This window comes from Campylobacter sp. 2457A (assembly GCF_020135895.1).
Lineage (GTDB): Bacteria > Campylobacterota > Campylobacteria > Campylobacterales > Campylobacteraceae > Campylobacter_D > Campylobacter_D taeniopygiae.
Genome location: NZ_JACHTO010000109.1, coordinates 1 through 398, shown reverse-complemented (window position 1 = coordinate 398; position 398 = coordinate 1). Strand labels below are relative to the sequence as shown.

Here is a 398-nt window from a genome sequence, read left to right as displayed (position 1 = left end):
ATATTCTTTATTTCCATCTTTTAAAATATAAAAATCACTTTTTACAACTTCACAATCTTGTTCTTTTGCTACTTCATAAAGTCTTTCATACATGTTTTCTTTAATATAATCATCACTTTCAACAATTCCAAGATATTCTCCTGTAGCTTGTTGAATACCTAAATTTACTTGATAGCCATAACTTTTTTTATCGGATACAATAACTCTTAATCTTTTATCTTTTTTTTCACATTCTTTTAGAAATTCTAAAGTTCCATCTGTGGAATTAGCATCAATGCAAAGTATCTCTATATCTTTTAAAGTCTGGTTTAAAATACTTTCTATACACTCTTTAATATAATCTAATGAATTTAAGGAAGGAACTATAATTGAAATTTTTGGATTCATGGTTAATTCCT

1 protein-coding gene is annotated in these 398 nt (G+C 25.1%); it reads right to left on the bottom strand.

Going from position 1 to position 398, the window contains the following annotated elements; all coding sequences use genetic code 11:
* The coding region (locus H2280_RS08555; protein WP_337216272.1) for a glycosyltransferase family 2 protein at positions 1–387 on the bottom strand (387 nt) is incomplete at its 3' end.
* Between the last annotated feature and the right edge of the window lie 11 nt (positions 388–398).